The following is a 26,527-nucleotide window of genomic DNA, read 5'->3' as shown; positions in this document are numbered from 1 at the left end:
TTTCAATATGGTGAATTGAGCTAAAATAAAGTGCCCGTCCCCTAAAACAAGCGTATTGATTTAGCACATCAAGCTGGGAGTCAAGCAACCGGCTACAACCTGTAGTGCCAAGTGTGTGTTTTCTGTTTGATAGCTGCAAACAAAAACAGCGTGTGCAGCCAAGACGTCACGCATTGGAAGGTTCTTCACCTCTCCGCACCTCAAAAGCGCAAGGTTCGAGTCCTGCAGGGGTCGCCACCTCGAAGCCAGCTTCTTACTCAATCTGACAGACCGGTCAGCACTCTCTTCGCCAATCCTGATACGAAAAAGCACGTAAGAGCGGAAAAGTATGCATCTATTGGATAGCTGAGAATTTTCAAGCCAGCCTTGGGGGCATCTGGCTTGGTTTTGAATGGTCGGAGCGACAGGACTTGAACCTGCGACCCCTTGACCCCCAGTCAAGTGCGCTACCGGGCTGCGCTACGCTCCGAACCTGAAAAGGGCTTTATATAGATGGCGTTTGGAGAGCAAGCGGAAAATGACCTTTTTCCCGAAAAACGAAAAATCTTCATGCCCTCCCCCGAGCCATCAACACCCTCCCTCTTGGCGTATCAAGGCTCCTGCCAGGCGAACAGCCAGTCTTGCGGGATCAGCGTCTGCTCCACGGTTTCCCAGGTCTCGTCCATGGCGTAGGCCTTGGAGAGATAAGGCAGGCTGAGGTGGCCGAAGCGGAGAGAGAGTTGGCTTTCGGCGGCCTCTTCGCCGGCGCCCAGGACGCGGGCGAGATAGAGGGCTGAGGCAAGGCCGCTTCGGTCTGCGCCAGCCTTGCAGTGGATGAGAATGGGTTTGGGCGCATCGCGCATGATTGCGACCAGTTGGTCGACCCTTTCCATGCTGAGTTGCTCATTGGCCGACATGCCGAAATCGATATGGGCAACACCCAGCCTGTCCGATTCGGATGTTTCATCCCGATACCAGCCTTGTGAGGGATTGGCGCCGCGCAGGTTGATGATGGTCTTGATGCCGTATTGTTTGACGTAACGGTCCAGTTGCGCTGTTTGCGGCTGGTTGGAGCGGTAAAGCTGTCCCGGTACGACCTCGTGGAAGTTGCCCAAATACTGGATACCGAAGAGGTACAGGCTGACAGAGAGTGCGATTGTCGCCACGGCCCAGGCGGAGCCCTTTAAAATTCGTCGCATGATAGCGGTTCCTCGTCAGAGCACCGCGTCGCTACAAAGGCAGACGGCAGCGCTCCATTTTTCTCAATCGACGCGCCAAATGGCCTGAAAACCGGGATTGATTTTCTGGCCGATGCGTTGGTCGAGGCACCGGATATCCGCCATTTCTGACATCAAACTGAAAGTTGTGCGCCGAAGATCCTGAAGCGGGTCACGCGAGAACGCGGAGCGTTTCGCGCCCACTCACGGGCAGCCGCCGGCACGTTCAACGCGCCTGCGGAACATGGTAGGCGTCTCAAATCCCGACCATGTCACCGAACGAAGACATAGACCGCATAGACGGCAATCAAGGCGCCGGCAGCGGCCGCCGTGATGAGACCGAGGCGCTTTTCGATGAAGTGGCGGATAGACTCGCCGTATCGCTGCAGCAGGCCGGCCAGAATGAAGAAACGTGCGCCGCGCGTTACGACGGCAGACAGGATAAATAGCCCGAGACTGATGTTGGCTGCTCCCGACAGAATGGTCACGACCTTGATCGGCGGCAGGTGCGCGAGACCCGATGTCACCAGCAGGAGAACGATGGTCTCGTAATTGACCGAGCTTTTGAGGTGCTCGAAGCTTTCGAGCTTGCCATAGAATTCCAGGATTGGCCGCGCCAGGCTTTCAAAGGCGTAGTGCCCGAGAAACCAGCCGGCGATACCGCCGAGAACCGAGGCGACCGTCGCGACCAGAGCATAAAACATGGCGCGTTTCGGTTTTGCCAGCACCATCGGCAGGAACAGCACGTCAGCGGGTACGACGAAGATCGAACTTTCCACGAATGCCACTATCGCCAGCCACCAGACGGCGGTTTTGCGTGCAGCAAGCGCCATCGTCCATCCGTAAAGATTCTTGAGCATTTCCGTATCCCAGAGTGAAGCAGTTGATCAGGAAGCCATGTGGCGGGCGGGGCGCGTATTTTCAGGCCTTACGCGACGGCAATAGAGACAATGCAACAGAATGGCAAATGTTGGGAAGATGGTTTCCGCAATGCGGAATCGATGAAAAGAAAATGATTACAGCCAATAAGGCTCAAGCCTCACCGCAACGCAAAAATATCGCCCTAAGGTAGATAACTATCGGATTTTATTGTAAAATGTTTCTCGGAGGAAATTGGAGGAACGCATTATGGAATATGTGAGCTTCATTACGTCGATCAATCCGGTCATCCTTGTCATCCTGTTTGTCGTGCTCGTGGCAGGCGCCTACAGCAACTGGGTTTCCCACTAGGCTGCAAACGCCATTCGTTGCAGGCGCATTTCTATCGGTGATAGGCATGGAGCCCTATAAATGCTATCGGTTCCGGGAGTAAAACAACTTCCGGGAAGTCTGCATGACGAATGAATTCGCATTTACCGATACGTCCGAGAAACTCAGCACCACGCTGGAAAAACTGATCGGAAGGGTTCGGGGCAAAACGATCACCCTGCGCGAACTGATGGAAGCGATTGGTGAACAAGGACTTTTGCTGATCTGTGCGATTGCGTCCCTGCCCTTTCTCATTCCCGTGTCGATACCGGGCGTGAGCACCGTGTTCGGCGCAGCGATCATTCTCGTCAGTCTGGCGATCACGCTGAATCGGCTGCCGTGGCTGCCAAAGAAAATTCTCGACCGCCAGATGGAAACGGAAAAGCTCGTCCCGGCGCTTCAAAAAGGCGTGGCGATCGTCTCCAAGCTTGACCGTTATATTCGCCCACGCATGCCGGCACTGACCACCGGGCTTGTTGCCAACCGGATCAACGGCCTAGCTCTGATGACGGCGGGCGTGCTTCTGATGATGCCGCTGGGCTTCATTCCGTTTTCCAACACCCTGCCAGGTGTCGCGATCCTGCTTTTTTCCGCCGGCATGATCCAGCGCGACGGCGTCACCGTTCTCGGCGGTTATCTGTTCCTGCTGCTGACATCGATTTACTTCGCAGCGCTCGCCTATGCCGCCTTCTGGGCCGGCCAGGGCATCAGCAATTCATTCGGCGGCTGATCCGCCATCCTTTTTGCCAGCACCATCGCGGCGCTTCTGCCGCGATGCCCACCATACGGTCACGCGCCGACGATGACGGCGTACTGCCGGCAGATCGTGCGACAGCACGACGAGACCAAGCGGAATCATCCAGAATCCGAGGATCGGCAAGAAGCCGAGCGTTCCCCCGACGACCAGAACCGAGCCTGTCGCGATCCTGCCAGTGCGAGAACGCGGCATCGCCACGCTCCATTTGCCGACATTTAAACGGCCTGTTCTGGCATCGACTCCGAATTTCATTTCCTGCTGCCCTTTTTCATCCAGCCTGTGGATAAGTTTTTTGCACGCTACAAGCCCTGAAAAGTGGGGCTCTCAGGAGATAAAACAAGACGAATGCGTTTTTTTTGAAAAAACCGCTTGGCAAATCGACAAAGCATTTGTATTACCCCGCCAACGCCGCAACAAACGGCGCCAACGTTCCCTGGTAGCTCAGCGGTAGAGCATTCGACTGTTAATCGACAGGTCGCCGGTTCGAATCCGGCCCGGGGAGCCATTCTTCTCTTAAAGAGAACTTTTCACCCAATACCGCTGATTTCCATGACGACATAGCCGTTTGACCGGATATTGGTCCGAGAGACCTATTTCGTCTTCTTTTTCGCACTCGGGCGTTTGGTCGCCACTGTCGTGTTCGTCACCGCAAGCGGATCGCTTGCCGGGAAGCTTTCTTCCAGACCTTCGGTCAATTCGTCCTTATCATCGGCCCGTGAAGCCTTTTGTTCGTTCTGAAGGGATTTTACGGCTGGCGACTTCGGTTTGCGCTCAGCGGGCTTCTTGACCGGTTTTTTGGCGGTTTCTGTTGCGACTTCGCGCTCCGCTTCCGCCCAGTGCCGCTCATGCGACCCTTCCGGTCTGCCTTCCTTTTCCCAAAGGGCGTGCGCCTTCGCACGGATAGAGCCTTCACGATCTGCAGTCATAACGAACCTCCCTTTGATCTCATCCATATGACAACAAAAACAGAGAAAGATGACATTTGTTCCTCGTTCCTGACTATGAAGAGGTTTCATTTGACGGTCGTCAACAGCAGGCTGGATGCGCGGCGCAGTTTCCTTCAAAAAAGGCATAAAAAAAGCGGGCCTCAGCCCGCTCTTTTGGAATTGCCAGTGGCACAGTGCCGGGTCGGCCCCGAAAACGGTTAGCGACGCACCGACACGATGGACTTGCGGCTGAAGTTTGAAACCTGCACGCGGCCCGACTGGTTTCCGCCCAGGATCTTTGCCGTCTTGCCGCTCATGCTTTTCAGGATGCCGGCGTGATAACCGCGTCCGTTGCGGACAACAACGACATCACCGGGTTTCGCCTGGCCCACCGGCACAGCGTAACCGAAAGACGTCCAGGATTTGGCAAAACCATAGGATTTCGGAGATTGCCGCCCTGCCTTGCTGGCAACGGCGTGGAGGAAAAGACCGCACCAGGGGGTGACGCGGGGATTGGCACCCAGAATGTTCTTGAGGCTCTTGTTATTCTTGGTCTCGTGCAGACCCGAATATCTTTCTGCCTGGTTCAACATTCCGGCAGAGGCTGACGCCGCCGCTGTTAAAGACACTACAGCGGCTAGAAATAACGCGGATACTTTCAAACTTGTCGCCCTTTTGTTAGAGGGCGCCCATGTATTGTGACAATTCAACGACAATTTGACGAGATATTGGCGAAAATTTGGACGGTCTATACAGCACGAATCTGTCGTTGCTTCAAAACAGGCTGCCCTGGGCCTCGTCGTCGGAAGCCCGCCCGGCATTTTCCAGTGCCAGCATCCGCAATTTCGTCGTTGAGCCGCCCGGTGCGGAAAAACCGCCAAGCCTGCCGCCGGCGGCCAGAACGCGGTGGCACGGTATGATCAGCGGCACCGGATTTTTCGCCATCGCCTGCCCCACATCCCGCGCCTTTTCCGGCCCTCTTCCCAGCGTCTTTGCGACGGCGCCATAGGTGGTCGTGTTGCCCCAGCCAATAAGGCGGACAGCCTGATAGACATCGAGATGAAAGGGTTCCGCTCCGGCCAGATCAACCGGCGTCCTGGAGAAATCCGCCGCCTCACCGGCGAAGTAACGAACGATGCTCTCGATGATCCGCCGCAGTTCATCATCCGGTGCTGCAGCCGACAGGGACGGGACCCGCCGCATCAGCAGCTTTTCCGTTTCGGCAGCATTGGCGCCCGGCAATTGCAGACGTCTTATGCCTTTCGCGCCCCATGCAAGACCGCAATGGCCAAGCGCGGTCGGAAAAACGATATAGCCCTGATTTTGCATCGTACCGTGCCGATCACCTGTTGTGTGTGGCAAAGTTCGCCCCTCATGGCCACATTTTCAACCCGTTTTGCCAAGGCCCCAACAAAAAAGCCACCCGCACCGTTACGGATGGCTTCGTTCGAGATGATTTTCCGGTTGAAAATCAGGAGGCGATCTGACGATCTTCGTCCATCAGGCATTCAGCCTGCCGGCTTGCCGCGATGAACGCCGCTCTGGCGATTTCGCCATCAACGCTCCCCATCAGAGAGGCGCGGCAAAGTCGTAGCGCCTGCTCATAAGCCTGTCCGGTGCGTTCCGGCCATTCGTGCTGCAAGAAGTCAAACGCTTCGTAGGCGCCGTTGAAAATTCTGGGCGAGCCGTTCTGCAGGGAAATGGTAACGGGGGTTTTCCATTTGATGTCGTTCAGAAGCATCGATTGTACATCCATAGTTTATTGCCCCGTTGAAACATTGGCGCCTTCACTTGGTTCCCGCCCCCGACGGTTTCAAGTCTAAAAAAATCCTCATCAGAAAACCGCGTCCGTCCATCTTCCCATTCTAGCCGATTTGAGGAACAAAGCCGTTCAATTGTCATTCAAGCAGAGGTGAACCGGAAAAGCCCATGTCAACAAAGCCCTCTGCCGTTATCGTCTGGTTCCGCAAGGACCTGCGCCTGTCCGACAATTACGCTCTGCGCGCTGCACTCGATCACGGTGGAGCGGTGATTCCCGTTTATATCAGGGATGATAAGGCTGGATCGGCCGGTCCTCTGGGTGGCGCACAGGAATGGTGGCTGCATCATTCGCTGGAAGCCCTGGCGACCTCGCTCGAAACATGTGGCAGCAGCCTTCTGCTTCGCAGCGGCAAGCCTTCAGACATTCTCCATTCGCTGATCTCGGAAACGGGTGCCGACACGGTTTTTTGGAACAGGCGCTACGATCCCGATGGCATGGAGACGGACAGCAAACTGAAAGAGGCGCTTCGAGGTGACGGCCTGACGGTGAAAAGCTTCGCGGGCCACCTCATGCACGAGCCATCGCGGGTCAAGACCAAAGGCGGCGGCCCTTACCGTGTCTACACGCCCTTCTGGCGGGCGATCGAAGGTGCCGAGGAGCCGCATGTGCCGGCAGAGGCACCGGATAAGCTGACAGCACCCGGCACCTGGCCGAAGACGGAAAAACTGGCCGACTGGAAACTTTTGCCAACCGGACCGGACTGGGCAAAGGATTTTGCCGATCTTTGGACGCCGGGCGAAGCAAGCGCGCAGGAAAAGCTTGAGGATTTCATCGACGGCGCGCTGAAAGGTTACGAGGAAGGCCGGGATTTTCCCGCCAAGGATGCCACCTCCATGCTCTCGCCGCACCTGGCGCTTGGCGAGATATCGCCTGCGGCTGCATGGCATGCGACCAAGGGGCTGTCGCACAAGATCGGGTCTCAGGATATCAGCCGTTTCCGCAAGGAACTGGTCTGGCGCGAATTCTGCTATCACCTGCTGTTTCATTTTCCTGAACTGGACGAAAAAAACTGGAACGACAGTTTCGATCCCTTCCCGTGGAAAAACGACAATGCGGGCTTCAATGCGTGGAAGCGCGGCATGACGGGATATCCGATTGTCGATGCGGGAATGCGGCAATTGTGGAAGCATGGCATCATGCACAATCGTGTCCGCATGATCACCGCGTCCTTCCTCATCAAACATCTGCTGATCGACTGGCGCAAAGGCGAGAAGTGGTTCCGCGATACGCTTGTGGATGCCGACCCGGCATCGAATGCCGCCAACTGGCAATGGGTGGCCGGATCGGGCGCAGACGCCTCACCGTTCTTCCGGATCTTCAACCCCGTGTTTCAGGGCGAAAAATTCGATGCGAATGGCGACTATGTGCGCATGTTCGTTCCCGAACTGGACAAACTGGAGCGGAAATACATCCATAAGCCATTTGCAGCACCGAAGGACGTGCTGGAAAAAGCCGGAATCGAGCTTGGGACAACCTATCCGAAACCGGTCGTCGATCATCAATTTGCGCGACAGCGGGCACTCGATGCCTACTCCGGCCTCAAGAAACACGCATAAAAACGGGGAACGGCAAATTTTTGCGTGGCAGACGCAAAGCCGGGAAGATAATTTCTTGTCACGATGCAGTTGTAACGGGACATAACCCCTCTTAGTTTCTGCTCAGACAAGAAGGCTCGCCATGACCATTCACTCCTCTGCGCTTACCGCCATCGGCAACACGCCACTCATCCGCCTCAAGGCTGCGTCCGAAGCGACAGGCTGCGAAATTCTCGGCAAGGCAGAGTTTCTCAATCCGGGCCAATCGGTGAAGGATCGCGCCGCGCTCTACATCATTCGCGACGCGGAACGCCGCGGCCAGTTGCGGCCGGGCGGCACGATTGTCGAGGGTACGGCAGGCAACACCGGCATCGGTCTTGCACTCGTCGCCAACGCGCTTGGCTACAAGACCGTCATCGTCATTCCGGAAACCCAGAGCCAGGAAAAGAAGGATGCGCTGAAGCTTCTTGGCGCCAAACTGGTCGAGGTTCCGGCTGTTCCCTATTCCAACCCGAACAACTACGTGAAGGTTTCCGGGCGCCTTGCCAAACAGCTTGCTGCGACCGATCCGAACGGCGCTATCTGGGCCAACCAGTTCGATAACATTGCCAACCGGCAGGCCCATATCGAAACGACCGCGCCCGAAATCTGGGACCAGACGGACGGCAAGGTGGATGGCTTCATCTGCGCTGTCGGTTCGGGCGGCACGCTGGCTGGCGTTGCAGACGGTCTTCGCGACTTCAATCCCGACATCAAGATCGGTCTTGCCGATCCCGATGGTGCGGCTCTCTTTGAATATTACACCAATGGCGCGCTGAAATCGGAAGGCTCATCCATTACCGAGGGCATCGGCCAGGGACGTATTACCGCCAATCTCGAAGGTTTCCGCCCCGACTTTTCCTACCGTATTCCGGACGCAGAAGCGCTGCCGGTGCTGTTCGACCTCGTTACAAAAGAAGGCCTGTGCCTGGGTGGTTCGAGCGGCATCAACATTGCCGGCGCGATCCGCCTTGCCCGCGAACTGGGTCCGGGGCATACAATCGTGACCATTCTTTGCGACTACGGCAACCGTTACCAGTCAAAGCTCTTCAACCCCGACTTCCTGCGCTCGAAGGGCCTTCCTCTTCCCGCCTGGCTGACGGAAAAGAGCGAGATTTCGGTTCCGTACGAAACTGTTTGAGGACCTGCCGAAATGCCTGTGAATGCCCTGTTTCGTGACGATTTCTATCTTTCAACTGCAGAAGCGATCGTTACGGCGGTGCATGAAGATGGCGGCATCGAACTCGACCAGACCTGCTTTTACGCCACGTCGGGCGGCCAGCCCGGCGATTCGGGCGTGCTTGAACGTGCCGACGGCTCAAAAATCGACCTTGGCGTAACCAGGCACGGCGCCGACAAGAGCATCATCATTCACGTTCCACTCGAAGGTCAGGCGTCGCCCGCTGTCGGCGAAAAGGTGACGCTGCACGTGGACTGGCCGCGTCGCTACAAGCTGATGCGTATGCACACGGCCTGCCATCTGCTGTCCGTTGTCTGCCAGTGGCCGATCACCGGCGCAGCGGTGGGTGAGGACGAATCCCGCGTCGACTTCGACATGTCGGAAACGATTGACAAGGACGACGTAACGGCCAAGCTGATGGAGCTGGTGAAGGCCAACCACCCGGTTTTCCTGCAGTGGATTACGGATGAAGAGCTTCTGGCCAATCCCGGCATCGTCAAATCCAAAAACGTGCGCCCACCGGTCGGCCTTGGACGCGTGAGCCTCGTCTGTATTGGCGAGGCATCCAGCATCGACAGCCAGCCCTGCGGCGGCACCCACGTTTCGGAAACAAAGGAAGTTGGCGACATCCACATCGCCAAGATCGAAAAAAAGGGCAAGGAGAACAGGCGTTTCCGCATTCGTTTCGGCACACCTGAAGCTACGGCCTGAGATCGGGAGAAATATCGTGAGCACGGATAAAAGCCGCTTCGTCGTCTCGGCGGACTGGGTAGAGGCGCAGCTTGGCACGCCAGGTTTTCGCATTGTAGATGCTTCCTGGTATCTGCCGGCGCACAAGCGCAATGGCGCGGAAGAATTTGTCGCCGGGCACCTTCCGGGTGCCGTGTTCTTCGATCAGGACAAGATCGCCGATCACACCACCGGCCTGCCGCATTCCTTGCCCTCGCCGGAATTCTTTGCCGAAGAGGCAGGCAAGCTTGGTCTGAGCGACAGCGACACGATCGTCGTTTATGACGGTCCGGGGTTCTTTTCCGCGCCACGCGTATGGTGGATGCTGCGCGTCATGGGCGTGCAGAAAGCCTATGTGCTGGACGGCGGCCTGGATGGCTGGAAACGCGAGGAGCGCCCGCTCGAAACCGGCACGCCGGAGATTGCGCCCGCAACCTTTACACCTGACTTTGATGAAAGCCGCGTCACCTCCCTGTCTGCCATGCGCGGCATTGTCGACAGTGGTGACAAGCAGATCGCTGATGCGCGTGGCGCCGGCCGCTTTACCGGCGATGAAGCGGAACCGCGCGCCGGCATGCGCGCCGGTCACATGCCCGGCGCCCGCAGCCTGCCTGCCACGGCCTTTTCCGAAAATGGGCACTTCAAGGATCTTGCAACGCTTCGCAAGATGATCGGCGATGCCGGTATCGATTTGTCGAAGCCCGTCGTGACAAGCTGCGGCTCCGGTGTAACTGCCGCCGTCATCATGCTTGCACTGGAATCGCTCGGTCATTCCGAGAACTCGCTTTATGACGGCTCATGGTCGGAATGGGGCGGACTTCAGGACACGCCCATCGTTACCGGTGCGGCCGACGCCGTGCCGGCCGTGTCTCATGGACCGCTGAAAGCGCATGTGACGCAACTGGAAATGACGTCGCCGCCGAAGGTCAGCCTGCCGATCCCGGTCAACATCCAGACAGCGCTGATGCGGGTCAACAATATTCCCCTGCACTTCTACCGCTACCTCTACTGGCGCGTCGGCAAGCGCTGGCACTGGCAAAAACGCATGCGCATGAATGATGCGGCGCTTTCCGCCGTGCTGCGTGATCCGGCCAACAGCGTGACAGTGCTTTACATGAATGGCGCCCCAGCCGGTTTCTTCGAACTTCACAAGGTCGATGAGGACGTGACCGAACTGTCCTATTTCGGCCTTCTGGAAGAGGCAATCGGTGCTGGTGTCGGCAAATGGTTTCTGCTGCAGGCGCTCTACGCCGCGTGGCAGGACAACCCGAAGCGCGTGACGGTTACGACCAACACGCTCGACCACCCACGCGCCCTGCAGCTTTACCAGATGATGGGCTTTTCGCCGGTTGGGACTTACGAGGCCTGGGTCGAGCCGCTGACCGAAACGGAACTGCTTGAAATTTCAAGAAAGAGCTGAGTGGCAGGCTCGTCCACAGGCGAGCCCCTATCCGGTTCTTCCAATCAAAAGGTGCGTGGCGTTTTCGCCGCGTACCGTTTCACGGCACTGATAACCGAGTGCAGGCAGATCAAGCCCGGACAGCAGGTTTTCGCCCTTGCCCAATAGCACCGGCGACTGGGCAAGATGCAGATCATCGATAAGTTGCTGCTGCAGATATTGGCGGATCACGGAAACGCCGCCGCCCAATCTCACGTCCTTGCCGCCTGCCGCCGCTTTTGCTGCTTCAAGTGCTTCCTCGATGCCATGCGTGATAAAGTGAAACGTCGTACCGCCCTTCATGTCGAAGGAGGCGCGTGGATGGTTTGTCAGCACGAAGACCGGCACGTGGTACGGCGGCTCTTCGCCCCACCAGCCCTTCCAGCTCTCATCCGGCCACGCGCCACGGACGGGGCCGAACATGTTGCGCCCCAATATCCAGGCGCCGATATTTTCGAAACCGCTGGCTGCGAAGCCTTCGTCTACGCCAGTCGATCCTCCGTCCTGGCCGAACATCGTCCTGAAGGTCTTCGTGCCGAAAGCCCAGTTGTGGAGTGTTTCGCCTTTAACGCCCAGCGGGTTTTGAAGGCTTTGATCAGGGCCCGCGCCAAAACCATCCAGCGAGATTGAAAAACTGCGAACGACCAGCCGTGACATCTCATCCTCCTCATATGTCGGAGGAAAAGGTAACAGAGTTTGTTCGGGTTACAATTCCAGGCCGAGATTCACTGCGGTCGGAATTTCCTTCACCGACTCGCTTTCCTTCTCGCTTCCGCCTTCCGACAGATGCGCCGCGATCAGCTCCGCCTGGAACTTGCCGAGTTCGTAGCAATAGGTGATTTCGCGGTTTTCCGCCGACCAGTAGACATCGGGTCGACCACAGGATTTTGCCGTCAACTTGACGTCGCCCTTCAAGGCGTAGGCACCGAAGCTGCGGCTGATGAGATCGAGAACCTTCGATTCCCGGATCATGATCGCGTAGGATTCGAGCGCCGGATCACGGGCTGGTTGATAGCTGATCGTGAACTTGCTGGTTGGCTTGTCCACCTGATGCGGCCGCAGGAAATCTTCCCAAGCCGAAGCGATCGCCGGATAGGATGCCTCGCATTTCTGGAAATCGCCGCCCTCAAGCCCCATCATAGCGGCAAGGTCGCCGTAGCCTTCCTTGTCCCGTCCGACCATCAGGCAGGCCATGTCACGGTCACGGTTCTTGTTGGGAATGAGGACCGAATTAACCGGCGGCTCATGCAGAGGCAGGCTTTCCGCGTCGCGGCCGAGATACCAGCTATCGGTGGCATTGACGAGCGCGGTATCGAGCCACTCCTCATTGGCCTGAAGGATCATTGTTCCGGCCAGTTGATCGGCAGGCTCCTGGCTGCTGCCGGCATCGGCAACACCGAAGTCTGTAATCATCATCTTCGCGCTTTCATGATAGAGCGAGAAGATTGCATTGCCGATGACGAAGTTGACCGCCTGCTGAAGCTGATCGTCCGAAAGGTCGTCCAGACCCGAGGCAAATTGTGCCTGGACGTGCGTTGGCGCAGTCAAGGAAACAAGGACCATCGGTAAGGCAGTCAGCAAACGACGGATCATAAAATCGGACCTTCCGGAATCGAGGAGCAACACTGATTCCCCAAGGCAACGCATCCCGCAATGGGGTGGTTGCATCCCATCGCAAGAATCGGGTGGATAGCCGAGCGTTTCGGGATCATAGCGGCAAAGTAGCAACGCCTAACAGACCGGAGACCACCATGACCCAAATCGTTTTTACCGCCATGTCGGAACAGGAAGCCGCAGCCTTTCGCGCCGGCGAAGCCGATGCCTATGGCAATGCACCGGAAAAAGCCGTGTCACCGGGTGGTATGCCCTGCCGCCATTGCCTTGGCGAGATCGGCGAAGGCGAAGGCATGCTGATCCTCGCCTATCGCCCCTTCAGCGCACTGCAGCCCTATGCGGAGACCGGGCCGATCTTTCTTCACGCCGATGAATGCCAACGCTATCCCGAGACGGATGCGCTGCCGCCGATGCTGGAAAGCCCCGATTACATCGTGCGCGGATATGGCGAGAATGAGCGCATTGTCTATGGCACCGGCGCCATGACCGCAACGGACCAGATCGCCGCGCGTGCCAGCGAGCTTCTGCAGCGTGACGACGTCGCCTATGTGCATGTTCGCTCGGCCCGCAACAATTGCTTCCAGTGCCGCATCGATGCCGCGTGAATTCGCAAATTGCCTGCAATTTTAAGGATAGTGCTAAATGCGGTTCAAGCTTTGTGTGCCAGCATAGGACAGTCGAAACAATTGCGTGAGCAGACAATGACGAACAATCTCAACATGCCAACGCGTGGCGCGCAGCGCAGCAGGACCCGGATTTTTGCCACCGTGCGTTATGTCAATCAGGCAACAAAGGCGCGCGTGATCGATCTTTCCGAAACCGGCATGGCGCTGGAGCTGGACGGAGCGTTTTCTGCCCAGAAAGGCAGCCGCGTGAAGGTGGAGAGCGAGGACCTCGGTTATCTCGAAGGCGTCGTTCAGTGGCAGCACATGAACCGTCTGGGACTTCAGCTGAAGCTCTCGACCAACACGCTGGCGCAGCTTTCCTCATACTTCCGCTTCTTCCATGAAGAGGTAAAGCCGACCCTGGCTCGCTAGCGCCTGCAGGATATCCGATCGAAAAATCGCTCCGTTTCATGCCTGAACGGAGCGATTTCTTTTTTCATTGTTGCCGTCTGAAAATGCCTTGATCCTCGTCAGGCCCGCCAGCACATTCCGGTCAATCGACAAAAAATTTATCAAACGGTTGAAAAACCTCACGACCGTGACCGGCTTGTCATTTTGGTGATGGACTCCTCTGCGATTGCTTCTAGGTTGTCATCTTCATGACAATGCACGCTTCCACTGAAGGAGTTCCCATGTCGTCGCACCTTGCCCTCCATCCCATCACCCGACGCTCGCTTCTCGGCGGCATTGCCGCTTCCTCGGCCTTCGTGGTGCTGCACCCCTTCGCGGCGCGCGCCGCAAACAATCAGGCGCATCTGCGCATCATGGAAACGACGGATATTCACGTTCACGTCTTCCCTTATGACTATTACGCCGACAAACCGAACGACACTATGGGTCTTGCCCGCACCGCGTCGATCATCGATGCCATCCGCGCCGAGGCCGGAAACTCGATGCTAGTCGACAATGGCGACTTCCTGCAGGGCAATCCGCTCGGCGACTACATTGCCTATGAGCGCGGCATGAAGGCCGGCGACAAACATCCCGTCGTCAACGCCATGAATGTGCTGGGGTACGATTGCGGCACGCTTGGCAACCACGAGTTCAACTACGGGCTCGACTATATGTTCAACACGCTGGCCGGCGCGAGCTTCCCTTATGTCTGTGCCAACCTGACTAAGGGCCAGCTTGCCTCCGACCCGAAGCAGGACGAACTTTTCTTCAAGCCATACGTCATCATGGAAAAGCAGATCCGTGACGGTTCGGGCGCGACGAGCCCGATCAAGATCGGCATCATCGGTTTCGTGCCGCCGCAGATCATGATGTGGGATTCGAAAAACCTCGAAGGCAAGGCGCAGACCCGCGACATCGTTGAGGCGGCAAAGGCCTGGGTTCCGGTGATGAAGGAACAGGGCGCCGACATCGTCATCGCACTCTCCCACTCTGGAATCGACGGCAAGGGACAGAGCGAACGCATGGAAAATGCCTCGCTTTACCTGGCAGGCGTCGAAGGCATCGATGCGATCTTTACCGGTCACCAGCATCTGGTCTTCCCCGGCCCGAAAACCTGGGACGGCATTGCCGGCGCCGATCCCGTAAAGGGCACCTTGATGGGCAAGCCCGCGGTGATGGCAGGCTTCTGGGGCTCGCATATGGGTCTGATCGACCTGCTGCTCGAAAAGGACGGCAAGAGCTGGAAGATCGTCGATTTCACATCGGAAGCACGGCCGATCTATCACCGCGACGACAATCGCAAGATTGTTGCCGATGTGAAGGACAAGCCGGAGGTCGTGGCGGCTGCCAAGGCAGAACACGAGGCTACGCTTGCCTATGTGCGTCGCCCCGTCGGCAAGACATCTGCCCCGCTCTACTCCTATTTCGCGCTGGTGGCCGATGATCCGTCCGTTCAGATCGTCTCCAATGCGCAGACCTGGTACATCAAGGACATGCTGAAGGAAGGGCAGTACAAGGATCTGCCGGTGCTTTCGGCTGCCGCTCCCTTCAAGGCCGGTGGACGTGGCGGTTCGGACTATTACACCGATGTCCCCGCTGGTGACATCGCCATCAAGAACGTCGCCGACCTCTATCTCTATCCGAACACCGTGCAGGCGGTCCTGATCACCGGTGCGCAGGTGAAAAACTGGCTGGAAATGTCGGCGGGCATGTTCAACACGGTCGAGGCCGGCACCAAGGACGCACCGCTGTTGAATGCGGACTTCCCGTCTTACAATTACGACGTCATCGATGGCGTGACCTACCAGATCGATGTGTCCAAACCGGCGAAATTCGACAAGGACGGCAAAGCTGTCAATCCGGACAGCAACCGCATCGTCAACCTGCAGTTCGAAGGCAAACCGATCGATCCGGAACAGAAGTTCGTGGTTGCGACCAACAATTACCGTGCCAGCGGCGGTGGCAAGTTTCCGGAGATCGGCACGGACAAGATCATCTTCGTGGCACCGGATACCAACCGCGATGTGATCGTGCGTTACATCATCGATCAGGGCACCATCAATCCGTCGGCCGACGCCAACTGGTCGTTTGCACCCGTCGCCAACACCACGGCGATTTTCGAAACCGGTCCGAAAGGCCGGCAGTTTGCCTCCGAGGTCAAGGGCGCGAAGATCGAGGAAGCAGGTGACGGCGCGGAAGGCTTCGCCAAGTTCCGCCTCGTCCTCTAACACCGAAAAAACCTCCCGGCGCTTTCATGCCGGGAGGTTTTCCTATTTCAGTGCATTGACCGCTCGCAACAACAGCGGCAGCTCTGGCGGAGGTTTCTGCTCGATGCGCTGATAGTCGCTACCGTCCCTGTTTCGGCGCACAAGCCCAAGCCCGAACATATCGCGCCTCAGCATCGCAGCATCGCCAAACAGATGCAGTTCGTTCAGCAGGTTGCTGAACTGCTTTTCCGTGAACCGTTGCCCGGCGGGAATTTTCGACCACAGATACCAGAGGCAGAGTTCCTGTTGCGACCGCCGGGCAGGCCATTGCACCAGTCTGCCGTCTCGATCGAAAAGCCTTGATGATTTCAGCACCCGGCTTTCGTTCGGCGCAGGGAGCATGCCGATTACAGGAGCCAAGCCTTCAACCGGATTGCTGCGAGTGGCACGCAAATGCTGGACATTGCGAAATCCGGCGGCCCGGCTCAGGAGATTGAGCATTTCGACATGCGACGGTTGATGACCGAGCCTGTTGATCTGCTCGCGGACGGATTTTGCGAAGGTGGAGAGGTCTGCGACCTCCATGGAAAGAAGCGAACGTGGCATAACTTACCCTCAAGTGTGCCATTCCAGATTGGTGTCGCTGATCGCCGGCTTTCGACGTGGCACGGGATAAGTGCTGTCTTCAAATGTTGCGCAGGTTTAGCTTCCCTTGCGGGACGGCGATGCCTCGGTGAACTGCTGACCGTGGCTTAAATCTACAGTCAGCAGCCGCGCCCCGTCAATGCGCAGCCGCCAAACGGCAGTATATCACTCCGCGGCGACTTTGAGTTTCTTGTCCGTTCCAGCCTCGATCAGATCGTGGAAATTCTTCTGGTTCGGGCATTGTGACAGACGCGTCTGAAACGCTTCCATCAGCCATGTTCCGGCCGGACCGGCGGGCGTATCCAGCCTGCGCAGGGCAAAGAGTGGATATTCGCCCTGCTCGTAGGCGTCGAGATCGAGCACCTTCAAGCCACCATTGACGAGATCGTTGCGCACGAGCGAGGCAGGAAGCCCGCCCCAGCCGAGACCGCCCTTGATGAGCTGATATTTCGTGGCGATATCGCTGACCTTCCAGGTCTTGTAGGAGAGCACGTTGAAGTCTCGTCCCTTTGTCAGACCTGAAGCGTCGGTGACGACAAGCTGTACTTCCTCGCGCACATCGGCCAGAACAAGCGGGCGCTCGATCTGGGCCAGCGGATGATCTGCCGCGATGACCGGCAGCAGGAACGAATGGCCGATCTTTTCGGTGACCAGTTCATCATCCTGCCGCAGTAGCGCGCCGCCAATGCCAATATCGGCCTTGCGGCTCAGCACCATGTCCATGACCATGCCAAGCTCACCGACGTTGAGGCTCAAGCCGATGGTCGGAAATTGCCGACGAAAATCGCGCAGCACCGCGACGACGGCTTCGGCCGGAACCATGGTGCTGATGGCCACCGACAGTTCCGCCTCCAACCCCTGTTTCAGCCCTTTTGCGCGTGCGCGCATTTCCTGCAGCCCAGCCACAATGCGCCGGGCGTCTTCCAGCATGGCGCGTCCCTCGTCCGTCAATCGTGGCTGGCGCACGCCATTGCGCTCGAAGAGCGTCACCTCAAGCTGCGCCTCGAGATTGGCGATGGTGTAGCTGACCACGGATTGCGCACGATTGAGAGCGCGCGAAGCAGCGGAAAAACTTCCCGTTTCGGCAACCGTCAAAAACACCTGCAACTGATCGAGTGTCGGGTTCGCGTCCATGTCCCATCCAATTCTTCGATAGATTGGTTCCACATTATCACAGTTTTCTTGATAACGAGATTTTTCCATATAAGCAGCAAAGGAGGCGGAAACCACCCTCCTCCAACGACCCTCCCAAGGCGTCACTAGCCCGTTGCATACAAGGAAAAGACCATGTCCAACATTCTTCTCATCACCTCCAGCCCGCGCGGTGACGAATCGGTTTCCAACAAGTTCGCTGGCGAACTTGCAACGAAGCTGCAGGCCAAGTCGGCAGCGAACACGCTGGTTCACCGCGACCTCGCCGCTGACCCGATCCCGCACCTCGACACGGTCAAGACCTCTGCAATCCGCAAGGCTCCCGACCAGCGCACGAGCGAAGAAGCCGTTGCAGCCGAATACTCCGACAAGCTGGTTGCCGAGCTGATGGCTGCCGACACTGTCGTCATCGGCACCGGCCTCATCAACTTCAACATCTATTCCGGCCTGAAGTCCTGGATCGATAACGTTGCCCGCGCTGGCCAGACCTTCCGTTACACCGAAACCGGCCCGGTTGGCCTTGCCACCGGCAAGAAGGTCTACATCGTTCTGGCGGCTGCCGGCGTTTACTCCGAAGGCCCGGCTGCTTCGATGAACCATGCGGTTCCTTACCTGAAGACCGTTCTCGGCTTCATGGGCATGACTGACGTGGAAGTCATCTACGTTGAAGGCCTGGCATTCGGCCCTGAGGCAGTTGAAAAGGCTGTTGCTGCCGCAGAAGCCAAGGTTGCCGAACTGGCACTGGCTGCCTGATACGACAGCGGATTGCCTGGAAACTCCAGGCAATCGATCTAGCTTTCGACTGAAAATCCATAACGGCCGCGGACCTGATCGCGGCCGTTATTTTTTGCCGCGTAGAGGCGAATATCCGCCTCGGCGAGCAGATTGCGGAAATCGGCTCCGTCCTCGGAAGAGGTGGCAACACCGATACTGACGGTCAATGGCGTGCCATCCGGCCGCTGCAAATTCGTCGCGATCGTGCATCTGAGGTTCTGCGAGCGTTCAATGGCATCGTCATGCGGCATCGACGGCAGCAGCACGACGAATTCCTCACCACCGAAACGGTACAGGCTGCCAAAGGGCTGCACGGCATCTTTCAGCACGGTTGCAAACTCCTTCAGGATCTCATCCCCCTTCAGATGCCCGAAGGTATCGTTGACGGCCTTGAAATGATCGATATCGACCAGGAGCACGCTGACAGGCTGTTTCCGTTCCAGCCCTTCTGCAACGACAGCAGGTGCATCCAGCTCCATGCGTGCGCGATCCGAGACCCCCGTCAGCATGTCGCGACCCGAACGCGACAGAAGCTCCTCATACCGCTCGCGGAAAGTGAGGTCGTTGAAGACATCGGCAACGTTGCGCCGATGCAGGAAACGGCCCTTTGCCGATGACAGTCTCAAATAGATGGCAAACAGGATCGAATAGATGGCGACAGCCACCATCTTGGCCATCCAGCCATCGTAAAAGACGCCGATAGGTGCGTCGAACATGTAGCGCAACGCGCCGTAGAAACCGGTCTGGTCGAAGCTCAGAACCACCACGCCGCAGATTGCAAAGCGCAGCACGGTGTGGCGCTGCAGATAACGCCCAAGCTTTTCATAGAGCAGGATGATGGCGATTGCGTCGATGTAGAGGAGGCTGGTTCCCCAGACCATCAGCACGCCCATCTCATCGAGAAAGCCGGCGCTGACGGCCTGTCCCGGCACCACGGCCACGGTCTGATTGAAGCGGATGATCTGCGCCATCACTACGGTCAGGATATTGCCGAGGAAGAGGCCGTAAATGGGCTGGCGGACAATGGCTGCGTCCTCTCTCATGTAGAGCATGAGGATCATCATCAGCTTGCCGGCAAAAAGAATGGACGAACCGGGGGACGCAACGCCGAACGGCAGGTCGACATAGAAGACCGCCGCAAGGTAGGTCTCCAGAAAGTGCATGACGCCGAGCGCGGTCAGGAAAACGCCGAGACCGAGGATATGACGGTAATGCAGGAAGGCCGTCATGACCGAGAAATAGACGATAGCCTCTAAGACAAAGAGTGCCTGATTAGCCCATTGCATCGGCACACGCCCTAACGATCCACATCGCGCCAACAGACCGGCGCAACTTCATGTCCACATCGCGAGACGATAGGGCGAAGCGACAAACGGAATCTTAATGAGAACTGGAAAAAGGCGCCCTCATTTCCCGGAAAAGAGCGATGCGCCGTTCTGATCGATGATGAGCTGCGCCTTGCGAACCGTAAACTCCACCGCATCGTCCATGCTGGTGAAAACATCGGCGCGCACGAAATCGTGCACCAGGGTTTCGTCTCCGACCTTTTTTTCGATGCGACCGGCGAGGCGGAACTGACCGCCTTCCTTGATCGGCGTCGGGTAGATCAGATATTCGCCATGTGCGTGCGGCTCCACCTGCGCGACCTTCTGCGGAGCATCGGACGGCTGACCGGAACCGAAAGCGGAAAGGATTTTCGAGAAAAACGAGGCCATGACTTTCACTCCCTGTGTCAACGTCGTGTTTTGAAGGGAGAGCGTTTCTCTCCCTTCCCTGTCCGCTCCGGGATCAGATAATCAGGTTCGCCAGAATATCGTTCTCGGTTATGTCCTCATAACCAAGACCCGCCGCCTCGAAACGTTCCAGCAGACCGGAGAAGTTATCCTTGTCGCTGGTTTCGATGCCGATGAGGATCGAACCGAAGTTGCGGGCGGACTTCTTCAGATATTCGAAACGGGCGATATCATCGTCCGGACCGAGCAGGTTGAGGAAATCTCGCAGCGCGCCGGGACGCTGCGGCAGGCGCAGAATGAAGTATTTCTTCACGCCCGCGTAACGCATGGCGCGTTCCTTGACATCGGGAAGGCGCTCGAAATCGAAGTTGCCGCCCGACACGACAGCTATGACCGTCTTGCCCTCAAGCTTTTCGCGTCCGAGTTTTTCCAACGCGGCGATGGACAGGGCGCCAGCAGGCTCCAGAACCACGCCTTCGACATTCAGCATGTCGATGATGGTGACGCAAATGGCGTTTTCGGGAATGAGCATGACCTGCTCTGCCGGAAAGCTCTTCAGCGCTTCGAAGTTCAAGTCGCCGATACGGGCAACGGCTGCACCGTCGACGAAGTTATCGACCTTGTTGAGCGTGACCGGCTCGCCTTTTTCAAGGCTGCGCTTCAGGCTCGGCGCACCCTCCGGCTCGCAGAAGATGAAACCATCCTTCTTGACCGTTCCCGCCAGGAAACCGGAAAGACCAGCCGAAAGGCCGCCGCCACCGACCGGCATCACCACCAGATCAGGGGTCGTGCCGTCGGGAAGCTGATCGACGATTTCGGCAGCCACGGTCGCCTGACCTTCGACGATGTCGGTGTGGTCGAAGGGCGGCACCATGTAGCCGTCGTTTTCTTCGACATAGGCGCGCGCTGCGGCATAGCACTGGTCGAAGATATCGCCGACGAGGCGGATGGAAATGTACTCACCGCCGAAGATGCGGGTCTTGTCGATCTTCTGCATCGGTGTGGTAACCGGCATGAAGACAACGCCGCGAACGCCGAAGTGACGGCATGCGAAGGCAAAGCCCTGCGCGTGGTTGCCAGCGGATGCACAGACGAAAACCTTGTCCTTGCCAGCCTTGGCAACGGCCTTGCGCAGAAAGTTGAATGCGCCTCTAATCTTGTAGGAACGAACCGGCGTCAGGTCTTCACGCTTCAACCAAATCGAAGCGCCGTACCGACGGCTAAGATGTTCATTCAACTGCAACGGCGTTTCAGGAAAGATTTCCCGTACTTCCCGCCGCGCTGCCTCCACAAGCTGCTTGTCCACGATTGTCAATCCATTGAAATTCATGATGGCACTCGCTATGCCATAGGAAGACGTCGGAGACAAAGACTCATTTCAGCGCGGCCACGAACTCTGGGTTTCATTTCTTGAACAGTAACCTTCTGCGCTCGGTTATCTACGTGGCTTCGATCTTCGGGCTTTACATGGCAACGGCGATGTTCGTGCCCGCCCTGACCGACCTTTATTATGGCAATGACGACTGGAAGGTGTTTGCGCTGTCCGGTTTCATGTGTGGCGGATTCGCACTTGCCTGTGCGCTGGCGACACGCGGTCCCATCACCAGCTTCAACAAACGGTTCGGCTTTCTGCTCGTCAACCTTCTGTGGCTGGTCTTTTCGGTGATCGGCGCGGTGCCGTTCTTTCTGTCGGAACTCAATCTGACGCTTGGGCAGGCCGTTTTCGAATCCGTTTCCGCCATTACCACGACGGGGTCTACCGCCATTTCAGGGCTTGATCACGCGCCGCAGGGCATCCTGATCTGGCGTTCGCTTCTATGCTGGCTCGGCGGTATCGGTATCGTGGCACTGGGGCTCTTCATTTTGCCGTTGCTGCGCGTCGGCGGCATGACGTTCTTTCGCATGGAATCATCCGATACCGGCAACGACCGACCCTTCGCCCGGCTTGCCAGCTTCACCCGCGCCTTCGTCGGCATCTACATCATCATGACATTCGCCTGCACCGTCGCCTTCGACTTTGCCGGCATGAGCCATTTCGATGCGCTCAACCATGCGATGTCTACAGTTGCGACCGGTGGCTTTTCCACGCATGACGCCTCGTTCGCCTATTTCAACAACACCGCCCTTCTGTGGATTGCGACGATCTTCCTGATATTCGGCAGCCTGCCCTTCTCGGTGATGATCCTTTTGGCCGTGCGGCGCAGGCTGGAGACGTTGCGCGATCCGCAGATTTTCGTGTTTCTCGGTTATCTCTGCGCCATTTCCATCGCTGTTGGTGTGTACCACCATTTGCGAAATGGCGTGGCGCTGGACGAAGCACTCAGCCACTCCTTCTTCAACATGACCTCGATCCTCTCGACCGGCGGCTTTGCCAGCGACGATTATACGCTGTGGGGGCCGTTCGTTGTGGTGGTGGCGTTCTTCGCGACCTTCATGGGCGGCTGTTCAGGCTCGACGGCCGGCGGCATCAAGGCCTATCGCTTCCTCATCATGTTCAATGTGGCGAGAGCAGGCCTGAAGAAACTCATCTACCCCAACGCGGTCTATTCGGTGCGCTACGGCAAACAGGTGGTCGATCCGGAAACGATCCGCACCGTCTTTCTCTTCGTCAGCTGTTTCATCGCGCTGTGGATTGCAGGCAGCCTGGCGATGAGCGCCATGGGATACGACTTCCTGACGGCAACCTCGGCCGTGGCAACGTCACTCGCCAATGTCGGTCCCGGCATCGGGCCGATCATCGGGCCTGTCGGCAACTTCTCGACCATCAGCGATCCCGCACTTTACCTGCTGTCGGTCCTGATGCTGCTTGGACGTCTCGAAATCCTGACGGTTCTTGTTCTGTTGATGCCGATTTTCTGGCGGAGCTGACGCCGACAAAAGGCAATGGATGCAGTTGACCGAAACCGCCCGCACTGTGTAGATGGGAGTGAGCGCGGACGTGGCGGAATCGGTATACGCAGCAGACTTAAAATCTGCCGGCCCTTGGTCTTGCGGGTTCAAGTCCCGCCGTCCGCACCAATCAAGATCAAAAATACCAGATATTTCAAAACTCTAAGCGGATGAGACTGCTTTCAGTCGACGTTGCCGCGCGACAGGCACCTGATACGTCCGGTCAGGCCTGCCGAACATCTAAACTTGCCCAATTGCTCCACAGTTCCGCTGTGAGCTGCGGTCGAATTAGAACATCTGACACCTCATAAGTTTCAGTTGCATCGACTCTACTGCAAACGCTAAGCGTGTTTTTTCAACAGATTTGGGGGTATCTATGATGAAAACGACAATCGCGCTTCTTGCGTTCTTCACTCTTTCCAGCTCGGCCTTCGCAGCGTCCTGCGAGAAAAACTTCAGTGTTTCGGGCGTACCCATGCTGACGGCCGTGTCCTACAAATCCTGGCAGGAGTTGCCGAAGGCGAAGGCGCCTGCCGTTCTTCAGAAGCTTGCTCAGGCTGTTGCGGCAGAAGGTTTCTCCGGCATCCAGGTCAACAAGGCACTTTCTACCGTGGACGCTCACCAGGAGACATCGGGCAGCGGCAGAATTCAGACCCTGCGGGTTGTTGCCCGGCAGAAGGGCGCCGGCGTGCGGATTGATGTCGTGTTCAGCATTCAGGCCGGGCAGGTTACCGACAAGAACATCGTTCGCAAGGGCATCTGCGACATCATCGCTGGCGCGTGATCGTCGCCGACAGTGCGAATATCTTACGGTTATCCATGCGCGCCGCGTTCACTCGCGGCCGCATCATCATTCCGGCCTGTCAGGAATAATCAACCAGAAGAGCTGCACGAGATCGTTCCAGAGGCGAACGGTGTCCTCGATCATTTCCATGACGTCCCAATAGACGTAGATGGCGCCCAAGGTCAGCGCGCCAAGTAGGAGCCAGGGCCAGATCGGGCGGCGTTTCGGATTGGCTTCAGGCTGTTCGCTTGGATGGTTCATTGGCAATCTCCCCCTCCCGGACCTAAGGCAAAATCGCTATCATCTCAAGACGGCAAAGACTTGGGCTTGACTCATTTGTCCACGAGAACATAATAGGAACATCGCTTGGCACGGCGGCGTGTGCCTTTCGAAAAAAGCAGGGCAATTTTGAACTCTTGGACCGGAGAATGAGAACGTGCGCCTACAATCAAGAGAGCCGGAGGCAGATCCGGTCGAACACATCATTGCCTGGCATGACGGCGACAGCCGCGCTGCGATCGAGACTTTGATGGAGGATATTCAGCATCTGCGTCTGCAGCTTGCGCTCGCAACAGCGGCCATGGGGAGAGGTTTTACGCGAGGCTGGCTTCCGACTGAAACCCGCGGTGACGTCGAGGAACAAGACCCATGCAATGCCAAAGCGTAAGACAGGCAAGACAATCCGGCACTGGCAGCAGTCAGACTCCTAAAAGGCTTAGCAGCGATTGAACACGCCCGCTCCTTCTCATTCCGCAAAGCCGTGAATGCGACATGGTGCGCTTGCTCCATGTTGCATGAGTCAAAGGCCGAGTTGCGCGTGGAATTGCTGACCGTATTTCCCATAAGACGGTCGCATCTCGCTTGGCCATAACTGGCTCCGCAGCAGGAGCGCGATGCAGCGCAATTCGAGAGTGGCTTGCTCGTTTGAAAAAAAGAGCCACTTCGAAGCCGACACGACATCTTCTGAAACAAGTGTAATCGATCCGCACCGAGAACCGCGCTAAGACTGCGATCAGTTCCCGGAGCAAAACTCACGCCAATTGTCGAGACCTTATTTTTTTCGACGAAGCGCGGGGGTCGGGCCCGCTTCGGTTTGTTGTGCTTCACGCAACAAGCGCAGACGTTCCGTCTTTTGCGCACGCTGGGCAGCCTCTACAGCAATGATCTGTTTTGCAGCACTATCGGTGATCGAGGCTTTGTCTTGAGCGGGCGCCTTGTCAGGCTTGAAGAATGCTTCTTTCGTAATCGTCATGACGACCTCCTTTCAGGAAGGTGTAACGGACAGTCAGCGTGGACGGATGACTTTCTTGGGAGCGGGAAGCAATCCCTCGCGCTGCATCTTCTTCTTCAACAGCTTGCGATGACGGCGCACAGACTCGGCCTCTTGGCGGATGCGCTTTTCAGACGGTTTCTCGTAGGCACTGCGGGCCCGCATTTCGCGAAAAACACCTTCGCGCTGCAATTTCTTTTTCAGGACGCGAAGCGCCTGCTCGATATTATTTTCTCGAACGATGACTTGCAAAATCTCTCCTTTTCAGACGTTGTTTTACTTCCTGGTTTTGAGAGCAGATAAATCGATCCAGCTCGTGCCAGTCTTTTGGGCTGCAGAAGTCCTGCTCACCTCTACCTTTCGGGCCGTCGACGCTTCCGTGTCGATGTCATCCTGATCGATATTGCGATCAAAATTTTCGCCATTGAGACGGACCCGATAGCGGGCAACGCCGTATGTAATCGGCAGCACCGCGAGAATTTGACCCGTTCCTTTCGGCTGCACACTGCCACGCGTGCGCGCTTTAAGTACGATAGTATCGCCTGTGCAATAACGAGCGTTCAGCATAAGAGCCTCCCACGTCCATAAAAAACTAAAGGCCGGGCGTTACCCCGACCTCTCATCGTCATCCACTCTGGCCGCCAGTACATCCGTGGTCGGCTTGAGCAAATGACAAATTTATGCAGCCTGAAGATTGTCGGCCGAGCTCTTGCCGGACCGGCGGTCCTGCACGATTTCGTAACGGACCTTCTGTCCATCAACGAGAGAGCCCAGACCTGAACGTTCTACGGCAGAGATGTGAACGAAAACGTCCGTCGAGCCGTTGTCAGGCTGAATGAAGCCGAAGCCTTTGGTTGCGTTGAACCACTTTACAGTACCAGTATTCATAACGATTTCCTTTCGAAGCAATCGTAGTTGTTCCCGCGATACCTCGCAGGATTGGATCGATGTTTTGAGAGGAAATCCGACGGGAGCCGAGCTCTGGACCGACGTCACAAGCAATGTTCGATAGATTGTATATAGGGTTAAATCTCAAGATTTGCAATGAAATTACTGAAATTCAACATAGATCATTTAGAAACCGCTGATTTAACGCCATTAATTCATCTCACAGATTTTCTTGTCCATTCCGATTTTTGACAATTGTATTATTTCTCACCTGGGAAAAATCTTATCAACTGCGTGCCAATAATCTTTTCGCGGCTGGCATCATCAAAAGAAATACAGTGTTCAATATTTCTCCGCAGACTGACAGGCACTTCTGGTCCGCCAGCTTTCAGAAGTTTGTCGCTCATGGCGAGAAGTGCTGCAACTTCTCCACTGCATTGAGAGGCGGATATTACTTCTGCCTTCGCCACACTGGAACGCCCGTGGCTAAAGCCATTCTCGGCCTTGTAAAGCGCATATAGATGCCACACCAAAAAGACCGCAGCCCAAAACAGGAAGCTACCGAGAACATAAGCACGCATAGCATCGTCCAGTTTCCGGTCTGATAAAGCTGAACTATCTTGCGCGGCAGCGTGGACATGCT

General features: G+C 56.9%; 32 protein-coding genes and 3 tRNA genes. 14 read left to right on the top strand and 21 right to left on the bottom strand.

What is annotated here, in order from left to right; genetic code table 11:
- Positions 1–392: 392 nt before the first annotated feature.
- From HWX89_RS01100 to HWX89_RS01090, 3 genes are all read right to left on the bottom strand, one after another.
- A tRNA-Pro gene (locus HWX89_RS01100) sits at positions 393–469 on the bottom strand.
- A 121-nt stretch (positions 470–590) separates the two neighbouring features.
- Positions 591–1,178, bottom strand: coding sequence for a dual specificity protein phosphatase family protein (locus HWX89_RS01095; protein WP_138795602.1), 588 nt, complete (start codon positions 1,176–1,178; stop codon positions 591–593).
- 290 nt (positions 1,179–1,468) lie between these two features.
- On the bottom strand, positions 1,469–2,056 hold the full coding sequence (locus HWX89_RS01090; protein ID WP_138795603.1) for a YqaA family protein: 588 nt from the start codon (positions 2,054–2,056) through the stop codon (positions 1,469–1,471).
- 473 nt (positions 2,057–2,529) lie between these two features.
- Here HWX89_RS01090 and HWX89_RS01085 point away from each other — a divergent pair, with 473 nt between their 5' ends.
- On the top strand, positions 2,530–3,174 hold the full coding sequence (locus HWX89_RS01085; RefSeq protein WP_138795604.1) for an exopolysaccharide biosynthesis protein: 645 nt from the start codon (positions 2,530–2,532) through the stop codon (positions 3,172–3,174).
- Here the strand turns inward: HWX89_RS01085 and HWX89_RS01080 are convergent.
- Positions 3,160–3,453 carry a hypothetical protein gene (locus HWX89_RS01080; RefSeq protein WP_138795605.1) on the bottom strand — a complete coding sequence of 98 codons (294 nt, stop codon included), beginning with the start codon at positions 3,451–3,453 and terminating at the stop codon, positions 3,160–3,162. The two genes, HWX89_RS01085 and HWX89_RS01080, sit on opposite strands and share 15 nt — an antisense overlap.
- A 178-nt stretch (positions 3,454–3,631) precedes the next feature.
- Between HWX89_RS01080 and HWX89_RS01075 the strand changes: the two genes are divergently transcribed.
- A tRNA-Asn gene (locus tag HWX89_RS01075) sits at positions 3,632–3,706 on the top strand.
- Between the two features lie 85 nt (positions 3,707–3,791).
- Here the strand turns inward: HWX89_RS01075 and HWX89_RS01070 are convergent.
- From HWX89_RS01070 to HWX89_RS01055, 4 genes are all read right to left on the bottom strand, one after another.
- The gene (locus tag HWX89_RS01070) at positions 3,792–4,127 is read right to left on the bottom strand and encodes a DUF2934 domain-containing protein (protein WP_138795606.1); all 336 of its coding nucleotides are present in this window, start codon (positions 4,125–4,127) and stop codon (positions 3,792–3,794) included.
- A gap of 218 nt (positions 4,128–4,345) precedes the next feature.
- Complete coding sequence (locus tag HWX89_RS01065) at positions 4,346–4,789, bottom strand: TIGR02594 family protein (protein ID WP_138795607.1); 444 nt, start codon at positions 4,787–4,789, stop codon at positions 4,346–4,348.
- A gap of 112 nt (positions 4,790–4,901) precedes the next feature.
- The gene (locus tag HWX89_RS01060; protein ID WP_138795801.1) at positions 4,902–5,456 is read right to left on the bottom strand and encodes a methylated-DNA--[protein]-cysteine S-methyltransferase; all 555 of its coding nucleotides are present in this window, start codon (positions 5,454–5,456) and stop codon (positions 4,902–4,904) included.
- 142 nt (positions 5,457–5,598) lie between these two features.
- Complete coding sequence (locus HWX89_RS01055) at positions 5,599–5,868, bottom strand: DUF982 domain-containing protein (protein WP_178340576.1); 270 nt, start codon at positions 5,866–5,868, stop codon at positions 5,599–5,601.
- A 188-nt stretch (positions 5,869–6,056) separates the two neighbouring features.
- On the opposite strand from HWX89_RS01055, the gene HWX89_RS01050 reads away from it, so the two are divergent.
- The 4 genes from HWX89_RS01050 (at position 6,057) to sseA (ending at position 10,852) form a co-directional block, all read left to right on the top strand.
- Positions 6,057–7,505, top strand: coding sequence for a cryptochrome/photolyase family protein (locus HWX89_RS01050; protein ID WP_138795609.1), 1,449 nt, complete (start codon positions 6,057–6,059; stop codon positions 7,503–7,505).
- Positions 7,506–7,626: 121 nt separating this feature from the next.
- The gene (locus tag HWX89_RS01045) at positions 7,627–8,664 is read left to right on the top strand and encodes a cysteine synthase A (RefSeq protein ID WP_138795610.1); all 1,038 of its coding nucleotides are present in this window, start codon (positions 7,627–7,629) and stop codon (positions 8,662–8,664) included.
- A gap of 12 nt (positions 8,665–8,676) precedes the next feature.
- Positions 8,677–9,414 (top strand): alanyl-tRNA editing protein, encoded by a 738-nt coding sequence (locus HWX89_RS01040; RefSeq protein ID WP_138795611.1) that lies wholly within the window; start codon positions 8,677–8,679, stop codon positions 9,412–9,414.
- Positions 9,415–9,430: 16 nt separating this feature from the next.
- The gene (sseA, locus tag HWX89_RS01035) at positions 9,431–10,852 is read left to right on the top strand and encodes a 3-mercaptopyruvate sulfurtransferase (RefSeq protein WP_138795612.1); all 1,422 of its coding nucleotides are present in this window, start codon (positions 9,431–9,433) and stop codon (positions 10,850–10,852) included.
- Positions 10,853–10,879: 27 nt separating this feature from the next.
- Here the strand turns inward: sseA and HWX89_RS01030 are convergent, their stop codons facing one another.
- On the bottom strand, positions 10,880–11,527 hold the full coding sequence (locus tag HWX89_RS01030) for a dihydrofolate reductase family protein (protein WP_138795613.1): 648 nt from the start codon (positions 11,525–11,527) through the stop codon (positions 10,880–10,882).
- Between the two features lie 48 nt (positions 11,528–11,575).
- The gene (locus HWX89_RS01025) at positions 11,576–12,463 is read right to left on the bottom strand and encodes a DUF4344 domain-containing metallopeptidase (protein ID WP_138795614.1); all 888 of its coding nucleotides are present in this window, start codon (positions 12,461–12,463) and stop codon (positions 11,576–11,578) included.
- 158 nt (positions 12,464–12,621) lie between these two features.
- On the opposite strand from HWX89_RS01025, the gene HWX89_RS01020 reads away from it, so the two are divergent.
- The 3 genes from HWX89_RS01020 (at position 12,622) to HWX89_RS01010 (ending at position 15,770) form a co-directional block, all read left to right on the top strand.
- Positions 12,622–13,089, top strand: coding sequence for a DUF1203 domain-containing protein (locus tag HWX89_RS01020; protein WP_138795615.1), 468 nt, complete (start codon positions 12,622–12,624; stop codon positions 13,087–13,089).
- Between the two features lie 96 nt (positions 13,090–13,185).
- Entirely contained in the window at positions 13,186–13,521 is a 336-nt protein-coding gene (locus HWX89_RS01015; protein ID WP_138795616.1) for a PilZ domain-containing protein, read from the top strand.
- 260 nt (positions 13,522–13,781) lie between these two features.
- The gene (locus HWX89_RS01010; protein ID WP_138795617.1) at positions 13,782–15,770 is read left to right on the top strand and encodes a bifunctional 2',3'-cyclic-nucleotide 2'-phosphodiesterase/3'-nucleotidase; all 1,989 of its coding nucleotides are present in this window, start codon (positions 13,782–13,784) and stop codon (positions 15,768–15,770) included.
- A 42-nt stretch (positions 15,771–15,812) separates the two neighbouring features.
- On the opposite strand, the gene HWX89_RS01005 is transcribed toward HWX89_RS01010, so the two are convergent.
- Positions 15,813–16,355 (bottom strand): DUF2087 domain-containing protein, encoded by a 543-nt coding sequence (locus tag HWX89_RS01005; protein ID WP_138795618.1) that lies wholly within the window; start codon positions 16,353–16,355, stop codon positions 15,813–15,815.
- A 204-nt stretch (positions 16,356–16,559) separates the two neighbouring features.
- The gene (locus HWX89_RS01000; RefSeq protein ID WP_138795619.1) at positions 16,560–17,528 is read right to left on the bottom strand and encodes a LysR family transcriptional regulator; all 969 of its coding nucleotides are present in this window, start codon (positions 17,526–17,528) and stop codon (positions 16,560–16,562) included.
- Positions 17,529–17,681: 153 nt separating this feature from the next.
- On the opposite strand from HWX89_RS01000, the gene HWX89_RS00995 reads away from it, so the two are divergent.
- The gene (locus HWX89_RS00995; RefSeq protein ID WP_138795620.1) at positions 17,682–18,299 is read left to right on the top strand and encodes an FMN-dependent NADH-azoreductase; all 618 of its coding nucleotides are present in this window, start codon (positions 17,682–17,684) and stop codon (positions 18,297–18,299) included.
- A gap of 38 nt (positions 18,300–18,337) precedes the next feature.
- Here the strand turns inward: HWX89_RS00995 and HWX89_RS00990 are convergent, their stop codons facing one another.
- The 3 genes from HWX89_RS00990 to ilvA all read right to left on the bottom strand — a co-directional run bounded on the left by HWX89_RS00990 (position 18,338) and on the right by ilvA (position 21,383).
- On the bottom strand, positions 18,338–19,606 hold the full coding sequence (locus HWX89_RS00990) for a GGDEF domain-containing protein (protein WP_138795621.1): 1,269 nt from the start codon (positions 19,604–19,606) through the stop codon (positions 18,338–18,340).
- A gap of 120 nt (positions 19,607–19,726) precedes the next feature.
- Positions 19,727–20,035: an HlyU family transcriptional regulator gene (locus tag HWX89_RS00985; protein ID WP_138795622.1), complete on the bottom strand. Its 309-nt coding sequence runs from the start codon at positions 20,033–20,035 to the stop codon at positions 19,727–19,729.
- Positions 20,036–20,108: 73 nt separating this feature from the next.
- Positions 20,109–21,383: a threonine ammonia-lyase gene (gene ilvA / locus HWX89_RS00980; RefSeq protein ID WP_138795623.1), complete on the bottom strand. Its 1,275-nt coding sequence runs from the start codon at positions 21,381–21,383 to the stop codon at positions 20,109–20,111.
- 80 nt (positions 21,384–21,463) lie between these two features.
- On the opposite strand from ilvA, the gene HWX89_RS00975 reads away from it, so the two are divergent.
- The 3 genes from HWX89_RS00975 (at position 21,464) to HWX89_RS00965 (ending at position 23,726) form a co-directional block, all read left to right on the top strand.
- Positions 21,464–22,921: a TrkH family potassium uptake protein gene (locus HWX89_RS00975; RefSeq protein ID WP_178340575.1), complete on the top strand. Its 1,458-nt coding sequence runs from the start codon at positions 21,464–21,466 to the stop codon at positions 22,919–22,921.
- 64 nt (positions 22,922–22,985) lie between these two features.
- Positions 22,986–23,071 (top strand) — tRNA-Leu (locus HWX89_RS00970).
- 250 nt (positions 23,072–23,321) lie between these two features.
- Positions 23,322–23,726 carry a hypothetical protein gene (locus HWX89_RS00965; RefSeq protein WP_138795803.1) on the top strand — a complete coding sequence of 135 codons (405 nt, stop codon included), beginning with the start codon at positions 23,322–23,324 and terminating at the stop codon, positions 23,724–23,726.
- A 66-nt stretch (positions 23,727–23,792) separates the two neighbouring features.
- On the opposite strand, the gene HWX89_RS00960 is transcribed toward HWX89_RS00965, so the two are convergent.
- Positions 23,793–23,987 (bottom strand): hypothetical protein, encoded by a 195-nt coding sequence (locus tag HWX89_RS00960; RefSeq protein WP_138795624.1) that lies wholly within the window; start codon positions 23,985–23,987, stop codon positions 23,793–23,795.
- A gap of 175 nt (positions 23,988–24,162) precedes the next feature.
- Between HWX89_RS00960 and HWX89_RS00955 the strand changes: the two genes are divergently transcribed.
- The gene (locus tag HWX89_RS00955) at positions 24,163–24,393 is read left to right on the top strand and encodes a dehydrogenase (RefSeq protein WP_138795625.1); all 231 of its coding nucleotides are present in this window, start codon (positions 24,163–24,165) and stop codon (positions 24,391–24,393) included.
- A 384-nt stretch (positions 24,394–24,777) separates the two neighbouring features.
- On the opposite strand, the gene HWX89_RS00950 is transcribed toward HWX89_RS00955, so the two are convergent.
- From HWX89_RS00950 to HWX89_RS00930, 5 genes are all read right to left on the bottom strand, one after another.
- A complete protein-coding gene (locus tag HWX89_RS00950) occupies positions 24,778–24,978 on the bottom strand; it encodes a hypothetical protein (protein ID WP_138795626.1) in 201 nt (66 codons plus the stop codon).
- 33 nt (positions 24,979–25,011) lie between these two features.
- Entirely contained in the window at positions 25,012–25,248 is a 237-nt protein-coding gene (gene rpsU / locus HWX89_RS00945) for a 30S ribosomal protein S21 (RefSeq protein WP_138795627.1), read from the bottom strand.
- Positions 25,249–25,272: 24 nt separating this feature from the next.
- A complete protein-coding gene (locus tag HWX89_RS00940) occupies positions 25,273–25,563 on the bottom strand; it encodes a cold-shock protein (protein ID WP_138795628.1) in 291 nt (96 codons plus the stop codon).
- Between the two features lie 111 nt (positions 25,564–25,674).
- Positions 25,675–25,884: a cold-shock protein gene (locus tag HWX89_RS00935; RefSeq protein ID WP_138795629.1), complete on the bottom strand. Its 210-nt coding sequence runs from the start codon at positions 25,882–25,884 to the stop codon at positions 25,675–25,677.
- Positions 25,885–26,144: 260 nt separating this feature from the next.
- Complete coding sequence (locus tag HWX89_RS00930) at positions 26,145–26,465, bottom strand: hypothetical protein (RefSeq protein ID WP_138795630.1); 321 nt, start codon at positions 26,463–26,465, stop codon at positions 26,145–26,147.
- Between the last annotated feature and the right edge of the window lie 62 nt (positions 26,466–26,527).

Source organism: Rhizobium sp. RM (assembly GCF_013390595.1).
GTDB lineage: Bacteria > Pseudomonadota > Alphaproteobacteria > Rhizobiales > Rhizobiaceae > Agrobacterium.
Note: the sequence above shows the minus strand (reverse complement) of the source record. Positions and strands in the feature narration are given on the sequence as shown.

Bases quoted from the DNA above. Each gene is read 5' to 3' on its own strand.
- HWX89_RS01020 (WP_138795615.1), top strand. From the start codon at position 12,622: ATGACCCAAATCGTTTTTACCGCCATGTCGGAACAGGAAGCCGCAGCC.
- HWX89_RS01080 (WP_138795605.1), bottom strand. From the start codon at position 3,453: ATGAAATTCGGAGTCGATGCCAGAACAGGCCGTTTAAATGTCGGCAAA.
- HWX89_RS00950 (WP_138795626.1), bottom strand. From the start codon at position 24,978: ATGACGATTACGAAAGAAGCATTCTTCAAGCCTGACAAGGCGCCCGCT.
- HWX89_RS01060 (WP_138795801.1), bottom strand. From the start codon at position 5,456: ATGCAAAATCAGGGCTATATCGTTTTTCCGACCGCGCTTGGCCATTGC.
- HWX89_RS01050 (WP_138795609.1), top strand. From the start codon at position 6,057: ATGTCAACAAAGCCCTCTGCCGTTATCGTCTGGTTCCGCAAGGACCTG.
- HWX89_RS00930 (WP_138795630.1), bottom strand. From the start codon at position 26,465: ATGCGTGCTTATGTTCTCGGTAGCTTCCTGTTTTGGGCTGCGGTCTTT.
- HWX89_RS01030 (WP_138795613.1), bottom strand. From the start codon at position 11,527: ATGTCACGGCTGGTCGTTCGCAGTTTTTCAATCTCGCTGGATGGTTTT.
- HWX89_RS01015 (WP_138795616.1), top strand. From the start codon at position 13,186: ATGACGAACAATCTCAACATGCCAACGCGTGGCGCGCAGCGCAGCAGG.
- HWX89_RS01005 (WP_138795618.1), bottom strand. From the start codon at position 16,355: ATGCCACGTTCGCTTCTTTCCATGGAGGTCGCAGACCTCTCCACCTTC.
- HWX89_RS00935 (WP_138795629.1), bottom strand. From the start codon at position 25,884: ATGAATACTGGTACTGTAAAGTGGTTCAACGCAACCAAAGGCTTCGGC.
- HWX89_RS01085 (WP_138795604.1), top strand. From the start codon at position 2,530: ATGACGAATGAATTCGCATTTACCGATACGTCCGAGAAACTCAGCACC.
- HWX89_RS01090 (WP_138795603.1), bottom strand. From the start codon at position 2,056: ATGCTCAAGAATCTTTACGGATGGACGATGGCGCTTGCTGCACGCAAA.
- HWX89_RS01070 (WP_138795606.1), bottom strand. From the start codon at position 4,127: ATGACTGCAGATCGTGAAGGCTCTATCCGTGCGAAGGCGCACGCCCTT.
- HWX89_RS01025 (WP_138795614.1), bottom strand. From the start codon at position 12,463: ATGATCCGTCGTTTGCTGACTGCCTTACCGATGGTCCTTGTTTCCTTG.
- HWX89_RS01000 (WP_138795619.1), bottom strand. From the start codon at position 17,528: ATGGACGCGAACCCGACACTCGATCAGTTGCAGGTGTTTTTGACGGTT.
- HWX89_RS01095 (WP_138795602.1), bottom strand. From the start codon at position 1,178: ATGCGACGAATTTTAAAGGGCTCCGCCTGGGCCGTGGCGACAATCGCA.
- HWX89_RS01055 (WP_178340576.1), bottom strand. From the start codon at position 5,868: ATGCTTCTGAACGACATCAAATGGAAAACCCCCGTTACCATTTCCCTG.
- HWX89_RS01045 (WP_138795610.1), top strand. From the start codon at position 7,627: ATGACCATTCACTCCTCTGCGCTTACCGCCATCGGCAACACGCCACTC.
- HWX89_RS00995 (WP_138795620.1), top strand. From the start codon at position 17,682: ATGTCCAACATTCTTCTCATCACCTCCAGCCCGCGCGGTGACGAATCG.
- HWX89_RS00965 (WP_138795803.1), top strand. From the start codon at position 23,322: ATGAAAACGACAATCGCGCTTCTTGCGTTCTTCACTCTTTCCAGCTCG.
- HWX89_RS00985 (WP_138795622.1), bottom strand. From the start codon at position 20,035: ATGGCCTCGTTTTTCTCGAAAATCCTTTCCGCTTTCGGTTCCGGTCAG.
- HWX89_RS01040 (WP_138795611.1), top strand. From the start codon at position 8,677: ATGCCTGTGAATGCCCTGTTTCGTGACGATTTCTATCTTTCAACTGCA.
- HWX89_RS00940 (WP_138795628.1), bottom strand. From the start codon at position 25,563: ATGCTGAACGCTCGTTATTGCACAGGCGATACTATCGTACTTAAAGCG.
- ilvA (WP_138795623.1), bottom strand. From the start codon at position 21,383: ATGAATTTCAATGGATTGACAATCGTGGACAAGCAGCTTGTGGAGGCA.
- HWX89_RS01010 (WP_138795617.1), top strand. From the start codon at position 13,782: ATGTCGTCGCACCTTGCCCTCCATCCCATCACCCGACGCTCGCTTCTC.
- HWX89_RS00960 (WP_138795624.1), bottom strand. From the start codon at position 23,987: ATGAACCATCCAAGCGAACAGCCTGAAGCCAATCCGAAACGCCGCCCG.
- HWX89_RS00990 (WP_138795621.1), bottom strand. From the start codon at position 19,606: ATGCAATGGGCTAATCAGGCACTCTTTGTCTTAGAGGCTATCGTCTAT.